The organism is Microbacterium oleivorans, from assembly GCF_023715745.1.
In the GTDB taxonomy this organism is placed as follows: domain Bacteria; phylum Actinomycetota; class Actinomycetes; order Actinomycetales; family Microbacteriaceae; genus Microbacterium; species Microbacterium oleivorans_D.
Window position 1 is genome coordinate 137,907 of record NZ_JAMBOV010000005.1, and the last position, 22,693, is coordinate 160,599.

General features: G+C 70.2%; 23 protein-coding genes. 12 read left to right on the forward strand and 11 right to left on the reverse strand.

Annotation, left to right across the window (positions count from 1 at the left end):
- Positions 1-17 precede the first annotated feature (17 nt).
- The 6 genes from pstA to M3190_RS13065 all read right to left on the reverse strand — a co-directional run bounded on the left by pstA (position 18) and on the right by M3190_RS13065 (position 7,260).
- Positions 18-1,112: a phosphate ABC transporter permease PstA gene (gene pstA / locus M3190_RS13040; RefSeq protein ID WP_251582393.1), complete on the reverse strand. Its 1,095-nt coding sequence runs from the start codon at positions 1,110-1,112 to the stop codon at positions 18-20.
- Positions 1,112-2,074 carry a phosphate ABC transporter permease subunit PstC gene (gene pstC / locus M3190_RS13045; protein WP_251582395.1) on the reverse strand — a complete coding sequence of 321 codons (963 nt, stop codon included), beginning with the start codon at positions 2,072-2,074 and terminating at the stop codon, positions 1,112-1,114. Before pstC ends, pstA begins: the two co-directional genes overlap by 1 nt.
- Before the next feature lie 76 nt (positions 2,075-2,150).
- Positions 2,151-3,266, reverse strand: coding sequence for a phosphate ABC transporter substrate-binding protein PstS (locus M3190_RS13050; RefSeq protein WP_251582397.1), 1,116 nt, complete (start codon positions 3,264-3,266; stop codon positions 2,151-2,153).
- Between the two features lie 137 nt (positions 3,267-3,403).
- Positions 3,404-4,342: an NUDIX hydrolase gene (locus M3190_RS13055; RefSeq protein WP_251582399.1), complete on the reverse strand. Its 939-nt coding sequence runs from the start codon at positions 4,340-4,342 to the stop codon at positions 3,404-3,406.
- Complete coding sequence (locus tag M3190_RS13060; RefSeq protein ID WP_251582401.1) at positions 4,339-6,507, reverse strand: RNA degradosome polyphosphate kinase; 2,169 nt, start codon at positions 6,505-6,507, stop codon at positions 4,339-4,341. Before M3190_RS13060 ends, M3190_RS13055 begins: the two co-directional genes overlap by 4 nt.
- 66 nt (positions 6,508-6,573) lie before the next feature.
- Positions 6,574-7,260 (reverse strand): response regulator transcription factor, encoded by a 687-nt coding sequence (locus M3190_RS13065; RefSeq protein ID WP_251582403.1) that lies wholly within the window; start codon positions 7,258-7,260, stop codon positions 6,574-6,576.
- Between the two features lie 129 nt (positions 7,261-7,389).
- Between M3190_RS13065 and M3190_RS13070 the strand changes: the two genes are divergently transcribed.
- The 4 genes from M3190_RS13070 (at position 7,390) to M3190_RS13085 (ending at position 10,632) form a co-directional block, all read left to right on the forward strand.
- Positions 7,390-7,680 (forward strand): hypothetical protein, encoded by a 291-nt coding sequence (locus tag M3190_RS13070; protein WP_251582405.1) that lies wholly within the window; start codon positions 7,390-7,392, stop codon positions 7,678-7,680.
- Positions 7,681-7,850: 170 nt separating this feature from the next.
- The gene (locus tag M3190_RS13075) at positions 7,851-8,456 is read left to right on the forward strand and encodes an FABP family protein (protein ID WP_251582407.1); all 606 of its coding nucleotides are present in this window, start codon (positions 7,851-7,853) and stop codon (positions 8,454-8,456) included.
- Positions 8,453-9,535, forward strand: coding sequence for a CAF17-like 4Fe-4S cluster assembly/insertion protein YgfZ (gene ygfZ / locus M3190_RS13080; RefSeq protein WP_251582409.1), 1,083 nt, complete (start codon positions 8,453-8,455; stop codon positions 9,533-9,535). Before M3190_RS13075 ends, ygfZ begins: the two co-directional genes overlap by 4 nt.
- 2 nt (positions 9,536-9,537) lie before the next feature.
- Entirely contained in the window at positions 9,538-10,632 is a 1,095-nt protein-coding gene (locus M3190_RS13085) for an FUSC family protein (RefSeq protein ID WP_251582732.1), read from the forward strand.
- A 12-nt stretch (positions 10,633-10,644) separates the two neighbouring features.
- On the opposite strand, the gene M3190_RS13090 is transcribed toward M3190_RS13085, so the two are convergent.
- The gene (locus M3190_RS13090) at positions 10,645-11,469 is read right to left on the reverse strand and encodes a class I SAM-dependent methyltransferase (protein ID WP_251582411.1); all 825 of its coding nucleotides are present in this window, start codon (positions 11,467-11,469) and stop codon (positions 10,645-10,647) included.
- Between the two features lie 41 nt (positions 11,470-11,510).
- Here M3190_RS13090 and M3190_RS13095 point away from each other — a divergent pair, with 41 nt between their 5' ends.
- Positions 11,511-12,260: a phosphoglyceromutase gene (locus M3190_RS13095; protein WP_251582413.1), complete on the forward strand. Its 750-nt coding sequence runs from the start codon at positions 11,511-11,513 to the stop codon at positions 12,258-12,260.
- Between the two features lie 65 nt (positions 12,261-12,325).
- On the opposite strand, the gene phoU is transcribed toward M3190_RS13095, so the two are convergent.
- The gene (gene phoU / locus M3190_RS13100) at positions 12,326-12,997 is read right to left on the reverse strand and encodes a phosphate signaling complex protein PhoU (RefSeq protein WP_251582415.1); all 672 of its coding nucleotides are present in this window, start codon (positions 12,995-12,997) and stop codon (positions 12,326-12,328) included.
- 176 nt (positions 12,998-13,173) lie between these two features.
- On the opposite strand from phoU, the gene M3190_RS13105 reads away from it, so the two are divergent.
- Both M3190_RS13105 and M3190_RS13110 read left to right on the forward strand, forming a co-directional pair.
- Entirely contained in the window at positions 13,174-14,361 is a 1,188-nt protein-coding gene (locus tag M3190_RS13105; protein WP_251582417.1) for a sensor histidine kinase, read from the forward strand.
- Positions 14,358-15,041 carry a response regulator transcription factor gene (locus M3190_RS13110; RefSeq protein WP_251582419.1) on the forward strand — a complete coding sequence of 228 codons (684 nt, stop codon included), beginning with the start codon at positions 14,358-14,360 and terminating at the stop codon, positions 15,039-15,041. The genes M3190_RS13105 and M3190_RS13110 overlap by 4 nt, the downstream gene beginning before the upstream one ends.
- Before the next feature lie 64 nt (positions 15,042-15,105).
- Here M3190_RS13110 and M3190_RS13115 read toward each other — a convergent pair whose 3' ends face one another.
- On the reverse strand, positions 15,106-15,585 hold the full coding sequence (locus M3190_RS13115) for a DNA modification methylase (protein WP_251582421.1): 480 nt from the start codon (positions 15,583-15,585) through the stop codon (positions 15,106-15,108).
- A 135-nt stretch (positions 15,586-15,720) separates the two neighbouring features.
- Between M3190_RS13115 and M3190_RS13120 the strand changes: the two genes are divergently transcribed.
- The 3 genes from M3190_RS13120 (at position 15,721) to ispD (ending at position 18,765) form a co-directional block, all read left to right on the forward strand.
- On the forward strand, positions 15,721-16,203 hold the full coding sequence (locus tag M3190_RS13120) for a CarD family transcriptional regulator (protein ID WP_251582423.1): 483 nt from the start codon (positions 15,721-15,723) through the stop codon (positions 16,201-16,203).
- Positions 16,204-16,300: 97 nt separating this feature from the next.
- Positions 16,301-17,578 carry an acyltransferase family protein gene (locus M3190_RS13125; protein ID WP_251582425.1) on the forward strand — a complete coding sequence of 426 codons (1,278 nt, stop codon included), beginning with the start codon at positions 16,301-16,303 and terminating at the stop codon, positions 17,576-17,578.
- Entirely contained in the window at positions 17,575-18,765 is a 1,191-nt protein-coding gene (gene ispD, locus M3190_RS13130) for a 2-C-methyl-D-erythritol 4-phosphate cytidylyltransferase (RefSeq protein ID WP_251582427.1), read from the forward strand. Before M3190_RS13125 ends, ispD begins: the two co-directional genes overlap by 4 nt.
- 9 nt (positions 18,766-18,774) lie before the next feature.
- On the opposite strand, the gene M3190_RS13135 is transcribed toward ispD, so the two are convergent.
- Both M3190_RS13135 and M3190_RS13140 read right to left on the reverse strand, forming a co-directional pair.
- Positions 18,775-19,242 carry a GNAT family N-acetyltransferase gene (locus tag M3190_RS13135; protein ID WP_251582429.1) on the reverse strand — a complete coding sequence of 156 codons (468 nt, stop codon included), beginning with the start codon at positions 19,240-19,242 and terminating at the stop codon, positions 18,775-18,777.
- A gap of 1 nt (position 19,243) precedes the next feature.
- Positions 19,244-20,170 (reverse strand): EamA family transporter, encoded by a 927-nt coding sequence (locus tag M3190_RS13140; RefSeq protein WP_251582431.1) that lies wholly within the window; start codon positions 20,168-20,170, stop codon positions 19,244-19,246.
- A 58-nt stretch (positions 20,171-20,228) separates the two neighbouring features.
- Here M3190_RS13140 and cysS point away from each other — a divergent pair, with 58 nt between their 5' ends.
- Entirely contained in the window at positions 20,229-21,677 is a 1,449-nt protein-coding gene (cysS, locus tag M3190_RS13145; protein ID WP_251582433.1) for a cysteine--tRNA ligase, read from the forward strand.
- Entirely contained in the window at positions 21,670-22,656 is a 987-nt protein-coding gene (rlmB, locus tag M3190_RS13150) for a 23S rRNA (guanosine(2251)-2'-O)-methyltransferase RlmB (RefSeq protein WP_251582435.1), read from the forward strand. The genes cysS and rlmB overlap by 8 nt, the downstream gene beginning before the upstream one ends.
- Positions 22,657-22,693: the final 37 nt, after the last annotated feature.

Genomic DNA, 22,693 nt, shown 5'->3' on the forward strand with positions numbered 1-22,693 from the left:
CTGTCGGATGCCGCGGGTCAGCGGCCGAACTTGGGGGCGAACTTCTTCGCGACGAAGCGTGCGATGAGGTTCAGCGCCATGACGATGATGATGAGGGTGAGCGCGCCCGCCCAGGCGCGCTCGAGCGCCGCCGGGACGTTGGTGCCGGGGTTCTGGAACTGGTCGTAGACGAACACCGGCAGCGTCATCATCGGGCCGTCGAACGCGTCCATGTTGAGCGACTGGGTGAAGCCGGCTGTCAGCAGCAGCGGCGCGGTCTCGCCGATGACACGCGAGATCGACAGCATGATGCCGGTCGTGATGCCCGCGACGGATGTCGGGAGGACGACCTTGACGATGGTCAGCCACTTCGGCACGCCGAGGGCGTAGCTCGCCTCGCGCAGCTCGTTGGGCACCAGGCGCAGCATCTCCTCGCTGGAGCGCACGACGACCGGGATCATCAGCACCGAGAGCGCGAGCGAACCCATGAAGCCGGTGTTGAGCCCGGGCCCGTAGAGCAGCGCGCAGACGGCGACGATGAACAGACCCGCCACGATCGAGGGGATGCCGGTCATGACGTCGACGAAGAAGGTGATGGCCTTCGCCAGGCGTCCGCGGCCGTACTCGACGAGGTAGATCGAGGTCATGAGACCGATCGGCACCGAGATGAGCGCCGCCCACCCGGTGACGATGAGCGTGCCCCAGATCGCGTGGATGGCCCCGCCGCCCTCGCCGACGACGTTGCGCATCGAGTACGAGAAGAACATCGGGTCGAAGCGCGCGATGCCGTTGACGATGACCGTGAACAGCAGCGAGATGAGCGGCAGCAGCGCGATCGTGAAGGCGATCGAGACGAGCACCGTCGCGAGACGGTCGGCGGCCCGTCGGCGCGTCTCGACGACGCTCGAGAGGATCACGAGCACGATCGCGAACAGCACCACGCCGAGGAAGACGGCCGCGGCGATGTTGAAGTCCGCGACGTCGCCGCCACCGTTGATGATGGCGAAGAACACGCTCGACAGGGCGAGGGCACCGGCCAGCAGCACCCACGGCATCCACTTGGGCAGCTGACCCGCGGTGAGCGAATTGCCCACCGGCGTGGGGGTCGCGGAGCGGGTGAGAGTCGTCGTCATCAGTTCGCTCCAGAGAACTCGGCGCGACGGTTCACGATCCACCGCGCGAGCGCGTTGACGGCGAAGGTCACGAGGAAGAGGATGAGGCCCGTCGCGATGAGGACGTTGACGCCCTCGCCGTACGCCTCACCGAAGTTGAGGGCGATGTTCGCCGGGATCGGCGTCGGGTTGTTGGAGTTCAGCACCTGGAAGGTGACCGCGCCGGTGGCCGACAGCACCATCGTGACCGCCATCGTCTCGCCGAGCGCGCGGCCGAGCCCGAGCATCGCGCCCGAGACCATGCCGCCGCGGGCGAACGGGAAGACGGCCATGCGGATCATCTCCCAGCGCGTCGCGCCGAGGGCCAGCGCCGCCTCCTCGTGGAGGACGGGCGTCTGCAGGAAGACCTCTCGCGTGATGGCCGTCATGATCGGCAGGATCATGACCGCGAGGACGAGAGATGCCGTGAGGATCGTGCGTCCGGTGGGCGACACGGCGCCGGCGAAGATCGGGATCCAGCCGAGGTTCTCGTTCAGCCAGAGGTAGAACGGCTGCAGGATCTGCGAGAAGACCAGGGCGCCCCACAAACCGTAAACGACCGAGGGGATCGCGGCGAGCAGGTCGATGACATAGCCGAGAGCCGACGCGAGTCGGCGCGGGGCGTAGTGGGAGATGAAGAGCGCGATCCCGATGGCGAGCGGCGTCGCGACGACGAGCGCGATGACGGACGCCCAGAGGGTGCCGAAGACGAAGGGCCAGACGTACTCCCAGAACGGCCTGCCGTTCAGGAACTGGGTCTCGTCGGGATTCGCGGTGAAGGCGGGCACGCTCTCGACGATGAGGAACAGCGTCACCGCCGCGAGGACGATCAGGATGATGATGCCCGCGCCGAGCGCGGTGCTGGAGAAGACGAGGTCGCCGCGGCGACGCATCTGTCGTCTCTGAGGCGCCTGGTCGGTGGCCAGGTCGGTGGTGGGGGGCATCGCAGTCCTCGGGTCGGAAGCGGGCGGACGTGGGGCTGCGGGTGACCCTCGGAGAGGGCCACCCGCAGCAGAGGTGTTACTGTGCGGCGCCGATCATGTCGATCGCGGTCTGCGCCTCGGAGGCGACCTCGCTCGACAGCGGAGCGGAGCCGGCGGCCTCGTTCGCGGCCTTCTGGCCGTCCTCGCTGACGATGTACGAGAAGTAGTCCTTCACGATCGCCGCGACGTCGGCGTCCTCGTACTGCTGGCAGCCGATGAGGTAGCTCACGAGGGCGATCGGGTAGGCGCCGGCCGGAGCCTCGGCGGGGTTCACGTCGTAGACGAGGTCACCGTCGGCACGGCCGTCCTCGAGCGGCGAGGCCGCGACGAGCTCGGCAGCGGCCTCGGACGAGAACGGCACGAACTCGTCGCCCACCTGGATGGCGGCCGAGCCGAGGTCGCCGACGCGGGAGGCATCGATGTAGCCGATGGTGCCGTTACCGGCCTTGACGGCCGCCTCGACGCCGGAGGTCTGCTGCGCAGCCTCGGAGCGCTGGGTGTCGACCGGCCAGGCGTCGTCGTCCTCGTAGGGCCACGCGTCGGGCGCGACCGAGGCGAGGTAGGCCGTGAAGGTGCCCGTGGTGCCCGACTCGTCGCCGCGGAAGACCGGGGTGATCGCGAGGTCGGGCAGCTCGACGCCCTCGTTCAGCTCGGCGATCTTCGGGTCGTTCCACTTCTCGATCTGCTCGTTGAAGATCTCGCCGATGACGTCCGCGGTCAGGTTGAGCTCGGTGACGCCCTCGAGGTTGAAGACGACGGCGACGGGGGAGATGTAGGCGGGAACCTCGACGATGTCGTCGGTGGCGCAGGCGCCGAAGCCGCCCGTGGCGATCTCGTCGGTCGTGTAGGCGCGGTCCGAACCGATGAAGTTGCTCGAGCCGGCGAGGAAGTTGTCGCGGCCCGTGCCCGAACCGGTCGGCTGGTAGTTGACCGTGACGTCCGGGTTGGCGGTCTGGAAGGCCGCGGTCCAGGCCTGCTGCGCGGCACCCTGCGACGAGGCGCCAGTGGCCTTGACGGTGCCCGACAGCGTGCTGCCGCCGTCGGAGGGCTGGCCACCGCCAGCAGGGGTGCCCTCGTTGGCGGCACAGGCCGACAGGGAGAGGACGGCGACGGCTGCGACAGCGCCCACGCGGGCGATGCGGTTGAGCTTCACGTGTGAATTCCTTCGGGTGATCGGGACACCCCGGTGCGGGGCTGGCTCGACGGTAGGAGTCGCCGGTGACCAGGTTCCGCTCGACAGGTGAACGACAGGTGAACGGGTCGGGTCCGATCGTCTGTCGCTCAGCCGATTCACACGTTGGCGGGATGCGTCTCGATCGCGACGATGCCCGAACCGGGATTCGTGGCGGACAGATGCGCGACGGAGAATCCCCCCACCTCGAGGTCGGAGGCGCTCTCGATGTACGACCCCTTCAGGCTCCCGGTGGCCAGCGCCAGCTCGCTCATGATGGTGGGGATCACCGGCCGGTGCGAGCACAGCACGGATGGTTTGCCGGACCGGACGCGCTTGCCGACGACGGTGCGCACGTCCGCGTGCCCGTCCTCCCAGGCATCCTGCGAGATCAGGTCGGTCCGGCGGATGTCGCGGCCCAGCGCCTTCGCGAGCGGTGCCACGGTGTCGACGCAGCGGACGGCGTCGCTCGAGACGACCCGACGGATGCCGAACGAGCGCAGGGGACCGACGGCCGCCTTGGCCTGGCGCTTGCCGCGGTCGGTGAGGGGGCGGGCGGCATCCTTCCCCTTCCAGTCCTCGCGCGGGGTCGCCTTGCCGTGACGCAGGACGACGATCGGGAACGTCGCCAGCACGCCGTCGTCGACGAGCCGCAGGAAGTTCTCGAGGATCTCCACATCGACCGGGTAGCTCAGCCGCTCGAGCGCCTTCTTCGGCGTCAGCCACTCGATCGCGGCGATCTCACGGTTCGGAACGAAGGACGACGCCCGGATCGCCTCCTCGGTCGCCTCCGTGCTCCAGTAATGGACGATCTTCGTGCGTTTGCTGGGCAGGCGGTACTTCGAGATCCCGACGGGAACTCCGAGGTGCACACGGATGCCGGTCTCCTCGAAGATTTCGCGCACGGCCGTCTCGGCGAGCGTCTCGCCCGGATCGACCTTGCCCTTGGGCAGGGTGATGTCGCGGTACTTCGTGCGGTGGATCGCGAGGACGAGCAGCCTGCCCTCGACCATCCGCCAGACGACGCCGCCCGCGGCGTAGACCGCGGTCTCCGTCATCGCACCGCCCGTGCCCGCCGACGGCGGAGCACCTGCGACATCGTCTTCTCCTGCAGGTCGACGAGCGGGTTGCCCTCGGCGTCCAGGTGGTGACGGGTCCACTCGCCCTCGGCGCCCAGGTGCCACGAGCTCGTCGTGTCCGACATCGCCAGCTCGAACAGGGAGATCAGCTCGTTGACGTGCGCGGGCTCGGTGACGCGCACGAGCGCCTCGACGCGGCGGTCGAGGTTGCGGTGCATCATGTCGGCGCTGCCGATGAACACCTGCGGGTCGCCGTTGTGCTCGAAGGTGAAGATGCGCGAGTGCTCCAGATACCGGCCGAGGATCGACCGCACGGTGATGTTGTCGCTCACCCCCGGCAGGTCCGAGCGCAGCGAGCAGATGCCGCGCACCCAGACGTCGACCTTCACACCCGCCTGGCTCGCGCGGTAGAGGGCGTCGATGATCTGCTCGTCGACCATCGAGTTGACCTTGATGCGCACGTGGGCAGGCTTGCCGGCCAGCGCGTTGCGACGCTCGCCGTCGATGAGGCGCAAAAGTCCCTTACGTAGGTGAAGGGGCGCGACGAGGAGGCGCTTGAACTTCTTCTCGATCGCGTAGCCGCTGAGCTCGTTGAACAGGCGCGTCAGGTCGCGACCCACCTGCTCGTTCGCAGTGAAGAGGCCGTAGTCCTCGTAGATGCGGCTCGTCTTCGGGTTGTAGTTGCCCGTGCCGATGTGGCTGTAGCTGCGGAGGACGCCGTCCTCCTCGCGGATGACGTGCAGCAGCTTGCAGTGCGTCTTGAGGCCGACCAGGCCGTAGACGACGTGCACGCCGGCCTTCTCGAGCTTGCGCGCCCACACGATGTTCGCCGCCTCGTCGAAGCGCGCCTTCACCTCGACGAGCGCGAGCACCTGCTTGCCGTTCTCGGCCGCGTCGATGAGTGCCTCAACGATCGGGCTGTCGCCCGACGTCCGGTACAGCGTCTGCTTGATCGCGAGCACGTGCGGATCGCGCGCCGCCTGCTGCAGGAACGACACGACGCTCGTCGTGAACGATTCATACGGGTGGTGGACGAGGACGTCCTCCTTGCGGATCGCCGCGAAGATGTCGGCGCGCCCGTTCTGCTCCGCGGGCTGGAAGGGCGTCGAGGTCTTAGGGACGTGCGCGGGGTAGCGCAGGTCGGGACGCTCGATCTGCGACAGCGAGAAGAGTCCGCGCAGATCGAGGGGAGCCGGCAGCCGGTAGACGTCGTTCTCGGTGATGTCGAGCTCGTCGAGAAGCAGCGAGAGGGTCACCTCGTCCATGTCCTCGGTGATCTCGAGGCGGATCGGCGGGCCGAAGCGGCGGCGGAGGAGCTCGGCCTCGAGCGCCTGGATGAGGTTCTCGGTCTCGTCCTCCTCGATCACGACGTCCTCGTTGCGCGTGAGGCGGAACGTGTGGTGCTCGAGGATCTCCATCCCCGGGAACAGGTCGGCGAGGTTCTCGGAGATCAGTTCCTCGATCGGCAGGTACCGCACGGTGGAGCCGTTCTTCGCCACCTCGATGAGGCGCGGGAGCATGGGCGGCACCTTCAGGCGGGCGAATTCCTGGCGGCCGGTGCGCGCGTTGCGGATCCGCACGGCGAGGTTGAGCGACAGGCCGGAGATGTAAGGGAACGGGTGGGCCGGGTCTACAGCGAGCGGCATGAGCACCGGGAAGACCTGCGCCGAGAAGTAGTCGTAGAGCGTGCTCCGCTCGGAGTCCGACAGCTCGGCCCAGGAGACGACCTCGATGCCCGCGTCGGAGAGGGCGGGGCGTACCTGCTCGGACCACACCGCCGCGTGACGCTCCTGCAGGGCGTGCGCGGCCGTGGCGAGGTCGGTCAGCACGTCGAGGGGAGCGCGGCCGACGTTGGTCGGCACGGCGAGTCCGGTGAGGATGCGGCGCTTGAGACCGGCGACCCGCACCATGAAGAACTCGTCGAGGTTGCTGGCGAAGATCGCGAGGAAGTTCGCACGCTCCAACGTCGGCAGGTTCGGATCCTCCGCAAGCTCCAGCACGCGCTGATTGAATGCGAGCCAGCTGAGCTCGCGGTCGAGGTAGCGGTTGTCGGGCAGCTGCGAGTCGTACGCTTCGACGACGTCGTCGAAGTCGTCGTCGTCCGCGTCGCCCAGTCCGGAGTCGTGAACCTGGGTGTCGATCATCTCCACATCATTGCAGGGGACGGTGACGTGTGCGTGAACACGGTCACGGATGCCGCGGCATCCGGCTCATGCCGATGGTGTCGGCAGCTGCTCGTCCTCGTAGACGTTGAAGCGGTAGCCGACGTTGCGGACCGTGCCGATGAGCTGCTCGAGGTCACCGAGCTTGGCGCGCAGGCGGCGGACGTGCACGTCGACCGTGCGGGTGCCGCCGAAGTAGTCGTAGCCCCACACCTCGCTGAGCAGCTGCTCGCGGGTGAACACGCGGGAGGGGTGCGTCGCGAAGAAGTGGAGGAGCTGGAACTCCTTGTAGGTGAGGTCCAGCGGACGACCGTGGACCTTCGCCGAGTACGAGGACTCGTCGATCGTGATCCCCGAGGTCTGGATCCGCGTGGAGACCTGTTCCTTCGAGACCCGTCCGACGGCGAGTCGGATGCGGGCATCGACCTCGGCGGGGCCGGCGCCGACCAGCACGACGTCGTCGATGCCCCAGTCCGGGGAGACGGCGGTGAGTCCGCCCTCGGTCACGACCAGGAGCAGTGGCGCGTCGAGCCCGGTCGTCGTGAGGATCTTGCACAGCGACTTGGCCGCGACGAGATCTCGGCGCGCATCGACGAAGACGACGTCGGCGTTCGGGGCGTTGACCAGCTGCGCCGCCTCGGCCGGGATCTGGCGGACGCGGTGGCTGAGGAGTTCGAGTGCAGGCAGGACGGAGTCGCCGCCGGCGGCGGAGCTCAGAACGAGCAACTGTGCCAAGGGGGACCCTCCGGTGCGGACTCGGAACCGCGTCTCATCTTAGGGGCTCGTCCGGTGCGCGCAGCGCCGGGGCGCCGTCCGGCTCGCTCGTACGCGCGACGTCGCAGCCGGTACGTCAGAATGGGTGGCATGACCGCACCCGAGATCCTTCCCCGTCGACGGGCTGCCGGCGTGGTCGCGGTCTGGGTGGCCGCAGCCCTGGTCGCGCTCGCGGTGGGAGTGTTCGTCGACCCGGACTGGCGGGGTGCGTGGCTTCTCGTCGGCTTCGGATTCTGCTTCTTCCTGGCCTTCGCGGTGCAGCTCGCCTCGGGTCGGTCGCAGGGTTTCATCATCCGGATCGCCGCGAGCGTCCTCGGCGCGATGCTGGTGATGGGTCTCCTCGGCGCGGGGTTCGCCCTCGCCGAGCTGTTCGCGGGCTGACGCCCCGCAACCCAGGGCCGCGACGGTGTCCCCGGCCGCTAAAGTGGACGGCATGGATCTCGTCGCACTCGAACTCTTCTTCGTCGGGCTGCTCGGCCTCGCATCGCTCGCGATCGCGTTCGTGTCCGGCGTCGTCGTCTGGAACCTCTACCGCGGTCAGCGCTGACACCGTGATCGATCTGCCGACCGACCTTCCGGCTGATCTGGTCCCGCTCTCCTGGCTGCTCGGCGTCTGGGAGGGTACCGGCGTCCTCGAATACGACGCCCAGGGTCGTTCCATGTCGGGCGAGTTCTCCCATCGCGTGAGTTTCAGCCATGACGGCGGCGACGCCCTCAACTACGCGGCGACCGCCTGGTTCGAGGATGCCGACGGCCGCCGCCGCGACCTCGTCGCCGAGACCGGCTACTGGCGGCTGTCCCGCCCTGCGACCGAGCAGGACGCCGGGCCCGCTCTGCTGCCGGCACTGGCGCCTCGCAGCGAGGCGCGCACCGTGCACGACGTCGAGGCTCTTCGCACGGCGCAGGACGGGTTCGAGATCGAGGTCGCCCTCGTGCATTCCGACGGCATCAGCGAGCTCTACCTCGGGCAGGTGCGGGGACCGCGCATCGACATCGCCACCGACGCGATCGTCCGTCCGGCGGGTGCGAAGGAGTACGGCGCCGCCACCCGGATGTACGGCCTCGTCGACGGTCACCTGCTGTGGGCGTGGGACATCGCGGCGCTCGGTTCCGAGCTCTCGTCGCACGCCTCGGCCCGCCTTGCGAGGGTCCAGTGAACCCCGACGTCCTCGCCCGCGTCCCCGGCGCTGTCGTCGACGACCGCGGGCTCGCGCACCTGGGTCATCCGGTCCGCGAGCAGCGCGACCTCGCCGCCGGCGCCGCCGTCGCCCCCCTCGGCGATCGCACGGTCCTCACCGTCTCGGGCGAGGACCGGCTCTCCTGGCTCGACTCGATCACCTCGCAGGCGCTGACCACCCTCGCCCCGGGTGCGGGCACCGAGCTCCTCGTCCTGGACCCGCAGGGGCACGTCGAGCATGCGGCATCCGTCGTCGACGACGGGGAGCGCACCTGGCTCATCGTCGACCGGGATCGTGCCGAAGCGCTCCTCACCTGGCTCACGCGCATGCGCTTCCGCCTGCGCGTCGATCCGCAGGACGGCTCCGCCGGCTACGCCGTGATCGGCGGGACCGCCGCCGCGGTCGACGCCCTGCATGGGGAGGTCGTGTGGCGGGACCCGTGGCCCCGCGTCAGCTCCGGCGGCTGGGGATACTCCCCGGTCGAGCCGCATCCCGGTGCCGAGCGCGACTGGGCCGAGGCGGTCGTGTCCCTTTCGTCGCTCGACGACCTCGCCGCCGCGGCGGAGCGGGGTGACGTCCGACTCGCGGGCTACCTCGCCGTCGACGCGCTGCGCGTCGCCGCGTGGCGCCCCCGGGCCGCGACCGAGGCCGACGGCCGGACCCTCCCGCACGAGGTCGACTGGCTGCGCACGGCCGTGCACCTCGACAAGGGCTGCTACCGCGGGCAAGAGACCGTCGCCAAGGTGCACAACCTCGGACACCCGCCGCGCCGTCTCGTCGCTCTGCAGCTCGATGGATCGGACGCCGACCTGCCCGAACCCGGCGCCGCCGTCCGGCTGGACGGTGCGGACGTCGGGGCTGTCACCTCGGTCGCCCGCCACCACGAGGAAGGCCCGATCGCCCTCGCGATCGTGAAGCGCTCCGTCCCGGTCGACGCCGCCCTGACCGTCGCCGTCGCCGACGGTGAGATCGCCGCGGCGCAGGAGGTCGTCGTCCCGCCGGATGCCGGGCGCGCGGCATCCGTCCCGCGTCTGCCCCGGCTGTCGCAGCGCCGGTGACGATGGCGCCCGAGCCGACCACCACGGTTCCGGTGCCGACCGCCCGGAAGTATCCGCGCGAGGGATGGGCCCGCCTGCGCGGATCCGCCGTGGCGATCCTGCAGCTCGTCGTCGCCGCGAGCGCGGCCTTCTCGATCGCGCATTACGGGCTGGGGCACCCGGCTCCGCTGATCGCGGCGACCGTCACGATCTCGAGTCTGGGTCTGGTCCGTGACGCCCGGCCGTGGCGCGTCCTCGAGACCGTCATCGGCATGGTGCTCGGGGTCTTCGTCGCCGAGCTGGTCGTCTTCGCCGCCGGGAGCGGATGGTGGCAGCTCGCCCTCACTCTGGCGGTGAGCCTCTCGATCGCCCGATTCGTCTCGCCGCAGGCGGGGTTCGCGATCGCGGCGGCGATCCAGTCGATCATCGTGGTCGTCGTCCCGTCGCAGACGCCGTTCCTGCGCCTGCTCGACGCCCTCATCGGCGGCGCGATGGCGCTGCTGGTCACGGCGCTCATCCCGCGCAGCCCGCTGCGCACGGCTCTCGCGGACGCGACGCGGCTGTTCGCGGATTTCGAGAACGCCGCCGGCACGGTCGCGCAGGGACTGCGTCGGGGCAGCCGCGTGCGCGCGGAGCGAGGTCTCGAGAAGGCCCGCGACCTGCAGGGACGCGTCGACGACTGGCGGGTCTCGGTCGAATCCGGTGCCGCCATCGCCCGCATCTCGCCGTTCCTGCGCCGCCAGCGGTTCGAACTCGAACGCTTCGAGCGGATGCGGCAGGCGATGGACCTCGCCGTGCGCAACCTCCGGGTCGTCGCACGGCGGTCGGTCTACCTCGTCGACGACGGCCGTGAGCGCGACGTCGCCGCCGACCTGCTGCTCGAACTGGTCCGGGGTGCCGATCTCGTGGCCTCCTCGCTGACCGACATCTCGGACGAGCCCGCGGCGCGCGAGGTGCTGACGGCCGTCGCCGCGCGGCTCGATCCCGTGGCGCTCGTGCCCGACGGCTCGCTCGGCGATCAGACCCTCATCACGGCGCTGCGTCCGCTCGCGACCGATCTCCTCTGTGCGACGGGCCTCGGTCCGGACGAGGCCCGGGCGCGCCTGCCGCGCGTCTGAGTACGCGCCGGCTCACCGGGGAGCGACGGCCTCCCACGGCAGGGTCATCTCGCCCAGCCGCCATCGCGTCCGGCCGCCGATCGGCCAGCCCGCCTCGACGAGCGCGTCCAGCGCCGCCCGCCACCGCTGCACCGGACCGAACGAGGAGGCGGCGACGGCGCGGGTCCACTCGCGGTCGAGGGCGGTCAGGACGTCGTGGATGCGCTCTCCGGGCACGTTGCGGTGGATGAGCGCCTTCGGCAGTCGCTCGGCGGCGACCGCGGGGGACTCGAGCTCCGCGAGCCGCAACGAGATCGTGAGGGTGCGGGGCGCGGCATCCGGTCCGATCTCGATCCAGGTCGAGATCCTGCCGAGCTCGTCGCACGTCCCCTCGACGAGCATGCCGTCCGGGCGCAGCCGGGCCGCCATGCGCTCCCACGCCGCGGGCACGTCCGCCTCGTCGTACTGGCGCAGCACGTTGAACGCGCGGATCACCGCCGGGCGTCGACCGTCCGGCACCGGCACCTCGAACCCGCCGCGCGCGAACGACACGCGCGCGTCCGGCGCGAACACCCCCTCGCCCGCGCGGACTCGCGCCAGCTGCGCCCGAGCGCGCTCCACCCGCGCCGGCTCGATCTCGAGCCCGAGCACCTCCACGTCGGAGCGCACGCGGCGCAACCGCGCCTCGAGCTCGAACGCCGTGACTCCGCTCGCCCCGTAGCCGAGGTCCACCACGAGCGGATCGGCCGTCCGCCGGAGGAGGGGATGCCGCGCGATCCAACGGTCCACGCGGCGGAGGCGATTGGTGTTCGTCGTCCCCCGGGTCACCTGTCCGACGACAGGATCGGAGCGCGTCATGACCCCATGATCGCACCCGGCACGCCGGTAGGATTGCGGGCATGACAGCCCCCTACACCTTGATCCTCCTCCGGCACGGCCAGAGCGAGTGGAACAAGTCGAACCAGTTCACCGGGTGGGTGGACGTCCGTCTCACCGATCAGGGCAAGGCCGAGGCCCAGCGCGGCGGCGAGCTGCTGAAGGAGTCGGGTCTGCTTCCCGACATCCTGCACACCTCGGTGCTGTCGCGCGCCATCCAGACGGCGAACATCGCCCTCGACGCCGCGGACCGCCTCTGGATCCCGGTGAAGCGCTCGTGGCGTCTCAACGAGCGTCACTACGGCGCCCTGCAGGGCAAGGACAAGGCGCAGACGCTCGACGAGTTCGGCGAGGAGCAGTTCATGCTGTGGCGCCGCTCGTTCGACGTGCCGCCGCCGGACATCTCCGACGACGACCCGTACACGCAGGTCGGCGACGTGCGATACGCCGACATCGACGGCGAGGTGCCCCGCACCGAGTCGCTGAAGATCGTGATTGACCGCCTCCTGCCCTACTGGGAGAGCGAGATCGTCCCCGATCTGAAGACGGGCAGGACCGTCCTGGTCACGGCCCACGGCAACTCGCTGCGCGCCCTCGTGAAGCACCTCGACGGCATCAGCGACGACGACATCGCCGAGCTGAACATCCCCACCGGCATCCCGCTCGTGTACCGACTGGACGAGAACCTCGTTCCGATCGGCCCCAGCGAGTACCTCGACCCCGAGGCCGCCGCTGCCGGCGCCGCGGCGGTCGCCTCGCAGGGCAAGAAGTAACCCGCCTCCGGCCGGGAACACGAAGAGCGGATGCCTCGCGGCATCCGCTCTTCGCCGTCCGGCGCTCAGACCTCGAGGTCGACGCCCTCGGGGTCGGCGGCCCAGGTGCCCGTCGCGAGGTACGAGACCTTCTTGGCCACGGACAGGGCGTGGTCGCCGAAGCGCTCGTGGTAACGCGAAGCCAGGGTGGCGTCGACGGTGGCCGACGCCTCGCCCTGCCAGTTGTCGCTGAGGACCTTCTCGAACACCGCGAGGTGCAGGGCGTCGAGCTGGTCGTCGAGCTCGTGCAGGCGGTTCACCAGGGAGAGGTCCTCGGTGCGCAGCAGATCGGACAGCGTGCGGGCGACCTCGGTGTCGATCTCGCCCATCTTCGTGAAGGTGTTCTTCAGGCCCTTGGGCACGGCGCGCTCGGGGAAGCGCATACGCGTCAGCTGGGCGATGTGCTCGGCGATGTCGCCCATGCGCTCGAGCGAGGCGCTCACCCGCAGGGCGGCGACGACGATGCGCAGGTCGCGTGCGACGGGCTGCTGGCGGGCGAGGATCTCGATGGCGAGCTCGTCGAGCTCGATGGCCCTGTCGTCGATCACCTGATCGTTGTCGATGACGTCTTCCGCGAGGGCGACGTCGCTGGTGGCGAACGCGCGGGTCGCCTTCTCGATCGCGACGGTCACGAGCTCGGAGATCTCGACGAGACGGGTCTGCACGTCCTCGAGGGACTGGTGGAAAACTTCGCGCATGGAGCACCTTCTCTTCGTGCGGGCGGGTGAGGGGCGCGACTGTCGCGCAGAGACCTCGGCGATCCTCCCGCGCTCAGGTTAACGGTCGGTGCCGACACGGTGAACACTCGGCGGTGACCGGCGCACGGCCCGATTTCCGTCCGATTGCGGGGGTGCGCCCACCCTACGCTGGGGACATGGATTCGACGCAGCTTGAGCTGCTGGCGCTCGTCGTGGGCCTGCTCGTGGGCGGCGGTGCAGCCGCTCTCGTGTTCTACGCGGCGCGCGCGCGTGAGCGCACGCGGCTGGTCACGTCGACCGAGCTGCCCGAGGGCACGGCATCGGTCCTGCAGGCCATGGACGACGCCGCCGTCGTCGTCGATCCGTCGATGCTCGTGCTCGCGGCCTCGGCCACGGCGGAGGTCTTCTCGCTGAGAGTGGGAGAGAGCCTCGACGCCGAACGCCTCCGCGCGCTCGTGCGCGGCGCGCGGCAGACGGGGCTTCCGGCGACGGAGAACATGACCCTGAACCGCGGTGTCGAGCCGCGTGTGGTCGCGGCCCGCGCCAGCGTCATCACCCCGCGCCTGACCCTCGTCGTCATCCGCGACATCACCGAGCGCGAGCGCGTCGAGCAGATGCGCCGCGACTTCGTCTCGAACACCTCGCACGAGCTCAAGACGCCGGTCGGCGCGGTCACGCTCCTCGCCGAGGCGATCGAGTCGGCTGCCGACGATCCCGAACAGGTCCGCCACTTCGTGCGGCGGCTGAGCGCCGAGGCCACGCGGCTCGGCCAGCTGACCTCGCGCATCATGAACCTCTCGCGGCTGCAGTCCGCCGACGAGATCGCCGAGATGCGCGATGTCTCCGTCGACGAGGTGGTCCGTTCGGCGATCGATTCGCTGGCGGTCACCGCTGAGTCGGCCGACATCACCGTCGCCCGCGGGGGCGACCGCGGACTGTTCGTCCGCGGCGATCGGCAGATCCTCGTCGAGGCGGTGGGCAACCTCCTCGCCAATGCGATCGCGTACTCGCCGGCGGGCGCGCAGGTGGGTGTCGGGGTGCGCGAGGCGGACGGCGCGGTCGAGATCGCGGTCGCCGATCACGGCATCGGCATCCCCGAAGACGATCAGCAGCGGATATTCGAGCGCTTCTACCGCGCGGACCAGGCGCGCTCGCGGCGTACCGGCGGCACAGGACTCGGTCTCGCGATCGTCAAGCACGCCGTGCAGCGTCACGGCGGCTCGGTCGACCTCTGGTCCCGGCCCGGTCGCGGGTCGACGTTCACGATCCGCCTCCCGCTCGTCACCGTCGACACCTCGACGCGTCGTAAGCCCAAGAAGAAGAAGACCGGCGCGAACGCGCCCAGCCGAAGGAAAGCCTCATGACCCGAGTCCTGATCGTCGAAGACGAACCCGACCTCGCCGACCCCCTCGCCTACCTGCTGCGTCGGGAGGGGTTCGAGGTCGAGATCGCCGAGGACGGCGGTGTCGCCCTCGACGCCTTCACGTCGCGGGGGGCCGACATCGTCCTGCTCGACCTGATGCTGCCCGGGATGCCGGGGACCGAGGTGTGCCGGGTCATCCGGCAGACCTCCAAGGTGCCGATCATCATGCTGACAGCGAAGGACAGCGAGGTCGACATCGTGGTGGGGCTCGAGTTGGGCGCCGACGACTACATCACGAAGCCGTACTCCTCCCGTGAGCTGCTCGCGCGGATGCGTGCGGTGCTGCGCCGGGCGGACACCGACGAGCTGGACGTCGACGACCGGATCATCCAGGGGGGTCGCGTCACGCTGGACATCGATCGTCACACCGTGTCCGTCGACGGCAAGGAGATCTCGATGCCCCTCAAGGAGTTCGAGCTCCTCGAACTCCTCATGCGCAACGCGGGCCGCGTGCTCACCCGCGGCCAGCTCATCGATCGCGTGTGGGGGAGCGACTACTTCGGCGACACCAAGACGCTCGATGTGCACATCAAGCGCATCCGTTCGCGCATCGAGACGAACCCCAGCGACCCGGTCATGCTGCTGACGGTGCGCGGACTCGGCTACCGATTCGAGGCCTGAGTCCCGGTCGCGAACGACGAAGGCCCCCACCGCAGGGTGGGGGCCTTCGTCGTCGTCGGGGAGGTCAGCCGGCCGGCGTCGCCGCAGGCGTCGGGACGAACTCCGTGTAGTAGGGGAGCGTGCCGTCCAGGATCGGGACGGCGACGCGGACGCCCTCGCCCTCGCCCGACTGGAAGGACGCGTCGACGTCGGAGCCCGGCTTGCCGGTGTCGTCGAAGGTGAGCGGTGCGGTCGTCACCCCGAGGCTGACGGTGCTGTTCGCGGGCACGTTGACACGCTGCGGCTGGTCGGCGATCGAGACGTTCAGGACCAGGTCCTCGTCCGTGGTGTTCACGATGCCCGCGATGAGGTTGCCGAGGCTTCCGTCCTCGTTCGCGATGATCATCGCGTTGCGGACCAGCAGCGGGCCGGAGTCGGGGACGTTGACGCCGTCCGAGGCCGAGTACTGGATCGTCGTCGCCTGCGGCGCGAGCATGTTGCAGCCCGTGGTTCCCAGAACGACGGCGGCGCCCAGGGCGAGGGACGCGATGAGACGCGATTTCACGGATCCTCCAGATGACACGAACGGCGGCACTCTCATCCTATGGGGTCGCGACGTCGCGACCGGGCGGGGGAGGGCGGCGAACTCTAGCGTATGTCGCCTGTGGTATTCTGGAGGTTGCCGAAAGGACACAACTGCATGCTTTTTGAGGTTGGCGAAACCGTCGTCTATCCGCACCATGGCGCTGCGACCATCATCGAGGTCAAGGATCGCGTCATCAAGGGAGAGACGAAGAAATACCTGAAGCTCAACGTCACGCAAGGCGATCTCATCATCGAGGTTCCCGCGGACAACGTCGATCTCGTGGGCGTCCGCGACGTGATCGGCAAAGACGGGCTCGAGAAGGTCTTCGATGTACTGCGCGCTCCCTTCACCGAGGAGCCGACCAACTGGTCGCGCCGCTACAAGGCGAACCTCGAGAAGCTCGCGTCGGGTGACGTCATCAAGGTGAGTGAGGTCGTGCGCGACCTCTGGCGCCGCGACCAGGACCGCGGCCTGTCGGCCGGTGAGAAGCGGATGCTCGCGAAGGCGCGGCAGATCCTCATCTCCGAGATCGCCCTGGCCCTGAAGGCCGACGAGGACAAGGCGTCCACCGTCCTCGACGAGGTCCTCGCCTCCTGAGACATCGACAGAACGGCCGGCTGCTCAGCCGGCCGTTCTTCGTTGTCCGCGGGATGTGAGGCGTGCGGCGTGTGGATGCGCGCGCCATGATGAGCCCGTGACCACTCGCGCCGCTCCCGTCGCCGTCGACCTCTCGCGTCGCGATCTGACGCTCGACCTCGCCCGGGTCGTCTGCGTCCTGTTCGTCATCGTCGTCCACCTCGTACAGGTGGGCATCGGGCCCGGACCCGATGGCGGTCTCGTCGCTTCGCGACCCGCCGAGGAGCAGCCGTGGTTCGACGCCGCGACGTGGGTCGGTCAGATCATGCCGCTGTTCTTCGTCGTGGGCGGGTTCGCTGCGGCGACGGGCTGGCGGTCGTGGACGGCGAAGGGCGGGGATGCCGCGGGATTCATCCGCACGCGCACGCTCCGCCTCGCGCAGCCCGCGCTGCCCCTCTTCGTGTTCTTCGCCGTCGTCCTCGGTGTCGCGACAGCGGCGGGTCTGCCCGAGCAGCTCGTGGCGGATGCCGCGGTGGGCGCGGGCTCGCCGCTGTGGTTCCTCGCGGCCTATCTCCTGTGCCAGGCCGCTGTTCCGTTCCTCGCCGCCTGTCACGCGCGCCGTCCGACGGCGACGCTCGCCGTCCTGGCCCTCGGCGCGACGCTGGTCGACGTCGCGCGCTTCGGCACCGGCATCGAGGAGATCGGTCTCCTGAATCTGCTGTTCGTCTGGCCGCTCGTGCAGCAGTTCGGGTTCTGGTACGCAGACGGATGGTTCGACCGGCGGCATCCGCTCACCCTTCTCGCGGTCGCGACCGCCTGCTATCTGCTGCTGTGGCCGCTCGCGGCCGTCGGACCATACTCGACGAGCATGCTCGGCAACCTCAATCCGCCGACGGTGCCGCTCGTGGTCCTCGGCATCGCGCAGGCGTGCCTGCTGCGTCTACTCAAGCCTGTGCTCGCGCGCCTGATGGCGCTCCGCGCGATGCAGGGCATCGTCTTCGTGCTCGGCTCGAGGCTGATGACGATCTACCTCTGGCATCTGCCGGTGATGCTGGCGCTCACCGGCCTGAGCCTGCTCATCCCGGGCGCTGCGCCGACGCCCGCGTCCGAGGCGTGGTGGTGGTCGCGGCCGATCCTCTTCGTCGTGGTGCTGGGCGTCCTGCTCGCCCTGTCACTCGCGATCGCGCGCTGGGAAGCCCTGGGCGCACTCGGGCCGACGCCTCCGCGGATCGTCGTCGTCGTCGCATGGGTCTGCGCCTTCGCGCCGCCGTTCGCGGTCATGGAGTGGTTCCTCGACCTTCCGATCGCCGTCGGCGGCGCCGTCCTGCTCGCGGCCGCGGTCTTCCTCCTCCGACGCCGCTCGCCGGCGCGCGCCTGGGTACGCTCGGAGGCATGAGCCTCATCCCCGTTCCGCGCGTTGCCGTCGTCGTCGTCGCCGCCGGGTCGGGGACGCGGTTGGGGGCGGAGGCGCCCAAGGCCTTCGTGGGGATCGATGCGCACACGATCCTCCGCCACGCGCTGCACGGCGTGTTCGCGGCACCGCAGGCGCAGGTCGTCGTCGTCGCCCCCGAAGACCGGGTCGGCGATGCGACGACCGAGGCGCACGAAGCCGCCGGCGACCGCGTCGACCTGGTCTCGGTCGTCGCCGGCGGAGCGACTCGGCAGGCGTCGGTCGCCGCCGGCCTCGCCGCCGTCTGGCCCGACGTCGAGGTCGTCCTCGTGCACGACGCTGCTCGTGCCCTGACCCCGCCCGAGGTGTTCGCCCGAGTGATCGACGCCGTCGCCGCGGGGTCCGATGCCGTCATCCCCGTCCTCCCCGTCATCGACACCCTCAAGCACGTCGATGCCGACACGGTCGTCGCTCCCGTGGATCGATCGGTCCTCGCTGCGGCGCAGACGCCGCAGGGCTTCCGCCGGGCCGTGCTCGACGCCGCGTACCAGGATGCCGCGGCCGACCACACCGACGACGCCGCCCTGCTGCAGGAGGCGGGCACCACCGTGCGAACGGTGGCCGGCGACGAGCGGGCATTCAAGATCACGACGGCCGCCGATCTCGATCGCGCCCGCGGGCTCGTGGCACCTCTCCCGTCAGCCACGCGCGCCCCCTCGGTCGCAATCCCGCGCGTGGGTGTCGGGACCGACGTCCACGCCTTCGGCGGCGACGGCACGCTCTGGCTGGCCGGACTCGAGTGGCCGGGGGAGCAGGGGCTGCACGGTCACTCGGACGGGGATGCCGTCGCGCACGCAATCGTCGACGCGGTCCTCGCGGCCGCGGGTCTGGGTGACATCGGCACCCACTTCGGCACGGATCAGCCCGAGTACGCCGGCGCCCATGCCCCGGCGTTCCTCGCGCGGACGCGCGCCCTCGTCGGCGAGGCGGGATGGCGTATCGGCAACGTCAGCGTGCAGGTGCAGGCGAAGCGTCCGCGGTTCGCGGCTCGCCGCACGGAGGCGGAGCGCGTGCTGTCCGAGGCGCTGGGAGCGCCGGTCTCGGTCTCGGCGACGACGACGGACGGCCTGGGCTTCACGGGGACCGGTGACGGCGTCGCCGCGTTCGCGGTGGCCGTCGTGGTTCCGGCCTGACCGGACCGGTCAGAGCGCGCGCGTCATGAAGGTCGACGCCGGGTCGGGCCGGTAGCTCCCGAAGGGTGCGCACTCGTCGAAGCCCTCGCTCGCGTAGAGCGTGCGTGCCGCGAGGAACGGGGCATCCGAGCCGGTTTCCAGCCACACGCGGGTGAGGCCTGCGGCGCGTGCCGCCTCGAGGATGTGGCGCAGGATCGCCCGCCCGACACCGGTCCCGAGATGCGCGTCGACGACCCGCATCGACTTGAGCTCCCCGTCCTCGTCGCCGAGCCGAGCGAGGGCGCCGATCCCGGCGATCTCGCCGTCGCGCCAGGCCGACCAGACGGTGACCGACGGATGCCGCAGCCCGGCCACGTCGAGCGCGTGCACACTCTCGGCGGGGGTCTGCGCATGCATGCCGGCGAGGTGCTGTCGCACGAGACCGATGCTGGCCTCGCTCGTCAGGTCGTCCACGCGGATGTCGAGGGGAGCGGGCATGTCAGGCCTCCACGGCGAAGGGAGCGGGATCGCGGGGCCGCCGGGATCCCCAGGCGAGCGTCACAAGACCGGCGGCGAGGACGACGAGCCCCGCCACCGCGAGGGGTGAGAGGGCCTCGCCGAGCACCGTCACCCCGAGCACCGTAGCGGTGAGCGGCTCGCCGAGCGTCAGGGTCGCCGCGGTCGCCGCCGTCAAGCCCTGCAGCCCCCAGGTGAACAGGACATAGGCGACCGAGATCGTCGCGAGACCGAGCCAGAGTGCCATCGCGAGCCCGGAGGGCGTCGTCACCCAGCTCAGGTCGACGAACGGGATCGCGGCGGCGCACAGGATGGCGGAGCCGACCCCCATGGACCCGACGACGGTGAAGGCGTCCCAGCCCTGGTCCAGGAGCCGGCGCTGCACGTTCGCGATGACGGCGAAGCAGGCGCCGGCCCCCACGGCGGCCGCGAGACCGAGGCCGTCGACGCCACCGCTGCCCGAGCCTCCGCCGACGCCCAGGAGCACGACGCCCGCGGCGGCGAGGGCGGTCGCCGCCATCCACAGCCACGACGGAACCCGCCGCGAGATCAGCCACTCAAGGATTCCGGCGAGGACGGGGGCGGACCCCAGGGCGATCACGGTGCTCACGGCGACGCCGTTGGTCTCCGTGCCGAGGAAGAAGAGCGGCTGGTAAAGGCTGATCGCGGCACCCGTCACGGCCATGAGGCCGAGCGTCCCCCATGTGAGCGCGAGGCGCGGGCGGGCGGGTGCGCGACGACGATGGCGGGCGGCGAGGGTGAACGCGAGCGCGGCGAGTCCGATGCCGCCGATCACCATCCGCGCCACGCCGACCGAGAGGGTGGAGGCGTCGTCCGGGCCGAGGGCGTTCGCGGTTCCCGTCGTCCCGAACAACAGCGCGGCGGCGAGGACGGCGAGCAGATGCAGCACCCGTCCTTTCTACCGTCTCGACGCGGGTGCCGTCGCCACCCGCCGGTAGCATGGACCGGTGACGGTTCGGCTCTACGACTCCCAGGCTCAGGCGCTGCGCGACTTCGCGCCCGCCGATCCCGAGAACGTCACGATGTACGTCTGCGGACCGACGGTCCAGTCGGGTCCGCACATCGGCCACGTCCGCGCCGCGCTGAGTTTCGACGTCCTCCGCCGGTGGCTCATCCACCGGTTCGGGCGGGTCACCTTCGTCCGCAACGTCACCGACATCGACGACAAGGTGCTCGCGAACGCGACCGACGCCGAGCCGTGGTGGGCACTGGCCTACCGGATGGAGCTCGAGTTCTCGCGCGCGTATGCCGCGGTCGGCATCCTGCCCCCGACGTACGAGCCGCGGGCGACGGCATCCATCCCGCAGATGCAGGAGCTCATCGAGCGATTGATCGAGGCCGGCCACGCGTACGCCGCGGCGGGTGACGTGTACTTCGACGTGCGTTCCTGGCCGCAGTACGGGTCGCTCACCCGCCAGTCCGTCGACGCGATGGAGTCCGCCGCCGACGCCGATCCGCGCGGCAAGCGGGACCCCCGCGACTTCGCGCTCTGGAAGGGCGCGAAGGAGGGTGAACCGGCGGACGCCTCGTGGGCGTCACCGTGGGGATCCGGCCGCCCCGGGTGGCACATCGAGTGCTCCGCGATGAGCCGGCGATACCTCGGCCCCGAGTTCGACATTCACGGCGGCGGACTCGACCTGCGCTTCCCCCACCACGAGAACGAGCTCGCGCAGTCCACGGCGGCCGGCGACGCGTTCGCCCGCTACTGGGTGCACAACGGGCTCGTGACGGTCGGCGACCAGAAGATGTCGAAGTCGCTCGGCAACTTCCTCCTCGCCGTGGACGTCCTCGCCGAGTACGACCCGCTCGTGGTCCGGTATGCACTGCTCGCCGCCCACTACCGCTCGAACCTCGACCTGTCGTCGTCGACGTTCGCCGAAGCAGATGCCGCACTCGGCCGCATCCGCTCGTTCCTCGAGCGCGCGGAACGACGCCCCAGCCCGTTCACGTGGGCCGCGAAGCCTCCTCACGGCGCGTCCGAGGCGGACTCCGACATCGAGGAGGCGTTCGTCATCCCGGCTGCCTTCGCGGAGGCCATGGACGACGACCTCTCCGTCCCGCAGGCGCTCGCCGTCATCCACGAGACCGTGCGCCGCGGCAACGTCGCGATCGATGCGGACGACGACGAGTCGGCGGCGATCGCCGCGTGGCAGGTGCGGCAGATGACGAGCCTGCTCGGAATCGACCCGACCTCGACGCAGTGGAAGGTCGAGGGCGACGAGGCCGCCTCGGCCGCGCTCGATGCCCTCGTCAGCACCATGATCGACCAGCGCGCGGAGGCCCGCGCGACGAAGGACTGGGCGGCAGCCGACCGTATCCGCGATGCCATCGCGGCGGCCGGCGTCGTCCTCGAAGACGGTCCCGAGGGGACCCATTGGAGTTTGAACAATGGCTAAGCCAGGCAATCCGTCCGCCGGACGCGGCAAGAAGGGTCCCACGAAGGGATCCGGCGGCAAGAACAAGCGCTCGCTCGAAGGTCGCGGCCCGACACCCAAGGCCGAGGATCGCGCCTGGCACCCCGCCGGCAAGCGAAAGGCCGCCAAGGAGCGCTTCGTCGCCGGCGGCGGCAAGCCCCAGATCCGACAGACCACCGGAGGTCGCGCGCCCAAGGCGAAGTCCGGTGACGACACCGAGACGGTCACCGGGCGCAACAGCGTCCTCGAGGCGCTTCGCGCGAAGATCCCGGCGACGGCGTTCTACATCGCGCAGCGCGTCGAGATGGATGACCGCGTGAAGGAGATGCTCTCCATCGCGACGAACCGCGACATCCCCGTCCTCGAGGTGACGCGTCAGGAGCTCGACCGCATGGCCGGCTTCGACGGTGTGCACCAGGGTGTCGCACTCAAGGTGCCGCCCTACGAGTACGCGCACCCGCAGGACCTGCTCGAGCAGGTCATCGACCGCGGTCAGCTTCCGCTCTTCGTCGCGCTCGACGGCGTGACCGACCCCCGCAACCTCGGCGCGATCATCCGGTCCACCGCCGCGTTCGGCGGTCAGGCGATCATCCTGCCGCAGCGCCGCTCCGCGGGCGTCAACTCCGCCGCGTGGAAGACGAGCGCGGGTGCGGCCGCCCGCATCCCCGTCTCGATCGCCCCGAACCTCACGACGACGCTCAAGGAATTCAAGAAGCAGGGCGTCTTCATCCTCGGGCTCGACGGCGGCGGCGACGTGTCGCTGCCGGCCCTGCAGCTGGCCGACCGCCCGGTGGTCATCGTGGTCGGTTCGGAGGGCAAGGGGCTCTCGCGTCTGGTCACCGAGACCTGCGACCAGATCGTGTCGATCCCGATCAACGCGGCGACCGAGTCCCTGAACGCCGGCATCGCGGCATCCGTCGCCCTCTATCAGGTCGCGACCTTGCGCGCGGCATCGGAGTGATAGCCCGACCATAGGATCGCGCGCCAGACTGGCGTCA